Source organism: Lutispora sp. (assembly GCF_041687175.1).
Taxonomy (GTDB): domain Bacteria; phylum Bacillota; class Clostridia; order Lutisporales; family Lutisporaceae; genus Lutispora.
This window is the reverse complement of record NZ_JAWLCK010000143.1, coordinates 1-5892: the sequence shown is the minus strand read 5'-3', so window position 1 is coordinate 5892 and position 5892 is coordinate 1. Positions and strand designations below refer to the sequence as shown.

Genomic DNA, 5892 nt, shown 5'->3' with positions numbered 1-5892 from the left:
ATTACGGGCAGCATCAAAACTCGCTCCGCTCAAACAGTTGATGCTGCTATTCCTCCATTTCGTTAAGAAGCTCTAAGGTTCCTACGCAAAGGCTACTCCTCAATATTCACAGCAATCCTGGTTTGTGATATATTGCAGAAGCTGTTATAGAACAATCAACACCGACGTGGGGAAGTATCTCCGAAGAAGCCTTTCACTGACCTCGGAACGCAATACCCTCGGGCAAAATAACCAGACGGGCAAGCAGAGATGGGACCCCCGCCAGTGATTTTGCTGGCTTTGAAAGGCGATGAGGACATACTTTCCCGATAGTCGGAATTTGCAACAAACTATGTCACAGCATTCCATTTTTATGCAACAGATCATATGAATCCCATCCATTGCAACATAAGGTAAACGTGTTGAATAATGCAGAAAACTATGGGATAATTTTTGTATACAAGTTGATTTTTTATTGATCTATCTTTATTCAGAAAAGGAAGAGGAACAATTGTGAGGATTAGAATGAGTATGTTGATTCCGGTAATATTGGTATTAATATCTACTACGGTAGTGCTGCTTTCATTATCAAGTCTCAAGTATGACAAAGAGGATAGAACAGCATCCTTTGGTAGTTCATCCAGGAGGATTGTTTGTGTTTATTCGGGAAGCAGCGATAATTACAAGAAAAATTTGGAGGAAGGACTAAAAAAAGCGGCGAAGGATTTTGACATAGGGGTAATGTTTCATCATTTTAAGCCTCTGGAGGTTGAAGAACACTGCGAGGAACTGGATAAGGCAATTGCTGCAAAAGTGGACGGAATCATAACAAATGTGCCTGATACCGAGGCTGTACGTGAATATATTGAGATTGCACATAAAAAAAACATTCCAGTAATACTTATAGAAAGTGATTTGCCTGACAGTAGAAGGATTTCTTTTATAGGAACCAATAACTATGCTTATGGTGTTCATGCAGGAAAACTGATGTACTCTGCCACAAAAGGACTTGCAAGAACTGCTTTATTCATCAATCCCGGTGCTGCCAAGCCGGATTTGAAGCAGCAAGGTTATATGAATACAATAAGCAACTATCCTGATATGGGTATTGAGCTTTTTGATGTTGCGGAAGCAAGTGTTATTGAGTACATAAACACCGTGCAATCTGTATTTGTGGACCAACCTCAGATCGATTCCTTTCTTTGCACTGATACTGAAAGTACCCTGGGAGTAGTCAGAGCAATGATAGAATTTAATAAAACCTATAATGTGGTAATAGGTTCGGGGGATTCAACAGAAATCATGAAGCATATACAAAATGGGATTATCTATGCTTCATTGGTGGAAGATACATATTCCATAGGCTACCTGTCGGTGGAATGTATGTTGAAGCATTTGATGGGGGAGAGTATTTCGGAATCCGTAAATCCCAACATACTGGAAATCCGGAAGGAGAATGTTGACAGTTTTCTTAACGATAGAAAGGACATGAATTAGAATGAGAGGGAAGATCTGGGATGTAATTCCTCTAAGAAAAAAAGTACTTATATATTTTTCTGTTGTTATTGTTTTTATAGGTGCGCTTAGCGTTATAGTATACTATAATATGGCAAAGACCTTCGATCAATTTGATAATGTCTATCTTAATCTGAAGACCTTAGAGGACTATACAGACTCCATTGAGAATATTAGTGCCGATCTTAATATATATCTTAGTGAAAGCGACCGCACATATATAAGCGCTTTTTACCAAAAGTACGAGGACTTAAACAAAAAGATGAAAGATACCCGCCTATCCTTTTCCAAGAAAGAAGACAGCATTCTTTTTGAGAACATTAGGTATATGTTCGAAACCTATGGTGAAGAGGCAGAAGCTGCTATTAATGAACACCGGAAAAGAAATCTGGACGGCTCCTCCGCAAAACTTTCAAGAGCATTAAAAATCCAGTCGTACATAAAAGACAGTACAGACGAACTGACCCTGAGCTATATTTCTGAAAGCAAGCTGTTCCAAAAGAATCTTCTGCAGCAGATGGTGGTATTACGGTCGTTTATGATATTGCTGATAATAATGTCGGTTCTGTTGTATGTTCTGCTTGCCCTATATTTGAACATGTCAATCGTAAAGCCTGTGGACAAGCTTGTTCAGATGGCAGAGAGGATTTCCAGGGGTGACTTTCAGGTGGAGCCGGTCAGAGTTAATCCTCATAACGAGTTGAAAATACTTTCGGATACTCTATTCCGTATGAGCTGTGATATAAAGGATTATATTGAGGAAATTGAAGAAAAGGCAGAGATGAAAAGCCTGTTGCAGATGAAGGAAATGGAGAACCTGAGAATCAATGCACTGCTTCAGGAAGCTGAACTTAAGAGACTGCAGGCTCAGGTAAATCCACATTTCTTATTCAATACTATTACAACACTGCATCACACAGCTTTTTTGGAGGGAGCATCGGAGACCTGTGAGATTGCTGAAGCTATATCAAAGATTCTGCGGTACAATCTTAGGAGGTCTGACAGAATAGTGAAGTTGTGGGATGAAGTAGAGAACATCAGGCACTATATTTATATTCAAAGAAAAAGATATAAGCACAGGGTCCAGGTCGAATTTGATATTGATGAAAGCTTGCTGGACCTTCCAATTCCTAACATGACGGTGCAGCCGATTGTAGAAAATGCTTTCATACATGGTATTGAGAACAATGAAGAAGGAGGAGAGATCAGCCTCCATATTTATAAGGATAAGGACTTGGTAGTGGTTGAGGTAAGTGATAAAGGTACAGGAATAGATGACGGAAAGCTAACCCAAATCCGTAGTGTTATAAACGATACTTCAGAGTTTAAGGGGCATACCACCGGACTTGGAATAAACAATGTTGTCAAAAGGCTGCAAGGGTTCTATAAGGTTAAAGACCTGTTCACTATTGAGAGTGTGGTAGGAGGTGGAACTGTTATAAAGCTTTTCCTGCCTTATGGCTTCCAATTTGAAGCAGAAGCCGTCGCAGAACAGGATGCGGATAAGGTGTCGGAGGGGAGACTATGATAAAGGTAATTATTGCAGATGATGAGGCTCTTGAAAGAGAAGTTTATAAGGTATTGATAAGAAGACATTTTCCTGAACTTAAGGTGGTTGCGGAAGTGGAAACCGGAAGAAAGGCCATAGAAGCCTTTGAAATACACAAACCCGAATTGATGCTGATGGATGTTAAAATGCCTGGTATAAATGGTATCGAAGCAATAGAGGAAATACGAAAAAGAAATTCCAACAGCAAATTCATCGTTGTCTCGGCTTACAACTATTTTGATTATGCAAAAGAAGCATTAAAATTAGGAATTGAAGATTACCTTCTAAAACCGGTGGCCAAGGATGAATTTATCAATGTGATAGGGGGAGTCCTTCAAAAAATAAAACTTGAAAAGCGTTCAAACAAGGAAGAATTAGAAATAAAGGAAAGGTTGAGGAGCATACTTCCGGTACTTGAGATTGAGACAGCTCTTGCAGTTATGATGGGTGATGATGACAGGATCAGACGGTATGCTTCCCTTCTGGATGTAGATATTTCTTCAGGATATATTGCAATTGGTATGATAAATGAGGAAAGCCTTGCTATAAATGATGAGATGGAGCGGGGCTTGATGACGGAAAAAATACAGGTATATATAAAGGACAACATGCCTGAGCTTAAGCCATGTCTGATCAGCAGCTTCATAGCAAATAAAATAGTTTTGGTTTTCTCATTACAAGGAGATGAACAAGACTATGATATAAGGGATAGTGCCTTTAAGAAAATGCTGAGAATTAGAAATGCAGTAAAGGATAATTTCAAGGTGAAAATGTGCTTCGGAATTAGTGAGGCACACAGCAGTCTGGGTGAAATCAGACACTCCTATAACCAGGCACTCACCGTCATTAACAATATTGACTCTTTTGGATCGGACATAGTTAATTATGGAGACATAAAAGGCGAGATTGTTAAGCAATTTCACTACCCTTATGAAATGGAAAAGCAGCTTCTGGAGAAAATCCGTCTTGGCATTACCGAGCATGCTATAAGGGTTTTCGTGGGTATATTTGATTATACGACGGAAACACTTGAGTGTAATGTGAACAGGGTCAAATTTGAATTATTACAACTATATTTTGCTTTAACAAGGCTGATTTATGAAGCAGGGAATGAGAAAAGCGGTCTAAGGGATTTTATTACGGGAAAAGACCGTTACTACAGTTTGAAAACACTGGAGGAAATTTACCATACCTTTGAAGAGGATATACGCCTTATATCCGACAGATTCAGGGAGGAGCGGACAAAGCGGGCAAAAGGGATACTGTTTCTTGCTGTCAGATATATTAATGAGAATTATATGAGGGAGCTTACTCTGGAGGAAGTAGCAAAGCAAGTATGTGTAAGCCCCAACTATTTTAGCAGGATGTTCAAAAATGAATACAGTAAGAGCTTTATAGATTATCTGACCCACATCCGGATTGAGGAAGCAAAAAAATTGATTCTGAAATCCGGCAGGAATATCAGTGATATATGCTGGGAAGTAGGCTATAGCGATCCGAATTACTTCACCAAGGTCTTTAAAAAAGTCACAGGATTGACACCCAGCGAATTTAAAGATATCAAGCTTGTAAAATAAAGGGGTGTGAGTTATGCGTCCGTCCAGAAAAATTATTCTTATGGCACTTGTGATCATGCTTATATCCGCAGTTGCAGCTTGTGAAAGCGGGGTGACCGAAAACCGGAACGGAACGGTATCCGCAAGCGGAGCTGGAACAGGTACTGCTTCCTTGAATAACGAGGTGAGCATTAAGGTAGGCTTTTCAATAGCCAGTTTTCAGGAAGAGCGGTGGCTGGTAGACAGGGATATTTTTATTGCAAAATGTAATGAACTGGGTGCGGAGGTCATACTGCAATCTGCAAACGGTAATGCAGAGCTGCAGGTGGAATAATGCAGGAAGCTTCTGGCTCAGAACATTAATGTCCTGGTCGTAATTCCCCAAGATGGTGAGAAAATGGCTTCTGTTATCGGAGAAGCAAACAGGCTGAATGTTCCGGTTGTTGCTTATGACAGACTTATAAGGAATTGCATCATTGACGCCTACGTATCTTATGACAATGTAAAAATAGGAGAAATGCAAGCGGAATATCTGGTAAGAAAGGCACCGAAGGGTAATTACATACTCTTGGAAGGTGCACAGACTGATTACTGCTCTAAACAGATAAGAGAAGGGCAGTTGAAGGTACTTAAACCATATGTTGAAAAAGGCAATATCAAGATAGTCGCAGAAAAATGGGTGGAGGATTGGAATCCTTCAGTTGCACGCAATATAGTCGAAAAGGCTCTTGCAGATAACAATGATAATATCAAGGCAGTTGTAGCTTCAAATGACGGCACTGCAGGAGGTGCGATTAAGGCTTTGGCGGGACACAGACTGGCAGGAAAAGTGGAAGTATCCGGGCAGGATGCGGATTTGGCCGGCTGTCAGAGAATTGTGGAAGGCACTCAGAGTATGACGGTGTATGTACCGATCAAGGCTGAAGCAGAAGGTGCAGCAGCAGTTGCGGTAAGCCTTGCCGAAGGAGAGGCATTCACAGGTAATAATGGCGTAGACAATGGAAGGATTGTTGTTCCCACCTTGCTGTTAACACCTATTTCTGTGGATCGGGATAATATTATCAGCACTGTTATAAAAGACGGATATCAGAAATATGAGGAAGTATACAAGAATATACCAAAGGATAAACGACCTACACAAAGATAGATTGCATACCTTTTTTACTCATGCTCGATTGCTCTGTTGAAATCACGAATATACCCCTTATGAGGCTAATATAATATATTGATAAAAAAAATAAGGGGTGAAATAGATGAACAGAAAGCTTGTACTATTATTGGCACTACTTTTAT

The 5892-nt window shown here is 40.0% G+C and carries 5 protein-coding genes; all 5 read left to right on the top strand.

Translation table 11 applies throughout. The features are described 5' to 3' along the window. Positions 1–492: 492 nt before the first annotated feature. Genes ACESM9_RS13825 through ACESM9_RS13805 form a run of 5 tightly spaced genes read left to right on the top strand, consistent with a single transcriptional unit; the run spans position 493 to position 5746 of the window. Positions 493–1476, top strand: a complete 984-nt coding sequence (locus tag ACESM9_RS13825) for a sugar ABC transporter substrate-binding protein (protein ID WP_372999872.1) — start codon at positions 493–495, stop codon at positions 1474–1476. Position 1477: 1 nt separating this feature from the next. Next, positions 1478–3022 carry a sensor histidine kinase gene (locus ACESM9_RS13820; RefSeq protein WP_372999869.1) on the top strand — a complete coding sequence of 515 codons (1545 nt, stop codon included), beginning with the start codon at positions 1478–1480 and terminating at the stop codon, positions 3020–3022. Next, entirely contained in the window at positions 3019–4620 is a 1602-nt protein-coding gene (locus tag ACESM9_RS13815; protein ID WP_372999866.1) for a response regulator, read from the top strand. The genes ACESM9_RS13820 and ACESM9_RS13815 overlap by 4 nt, the downstream gene beginning before the upstream one ends. Positions 4621–4660: 40 nt before the next feature. Beyond that, the gene (locus tag ACESM9_RS13810) at positions 4661–4933 is read left to right on the top strand and encodes a hypothetical protein (protein WP_372999863.1); all 273 of its coding nucleotides are present in this window, start codon (positions 4661–4663) and stop codon (positions 4931–4933) included. A gap of 12 nt (positions 4934–4945) precedes the next feature. Then, positions 4946–5746: a sugar ABC transporter substrate-binding protein gene (locus tag ACESM9_RS13805; protein ID WP_372999875.1), complete on the top strand. Its 801-nt coding sequence runs from the start codon at positions 4946–4948 to the stop codon at positions 5744–5746. The last annotated feature ends 146 nt before the right edge of the window (positions 5747–5892 follow it).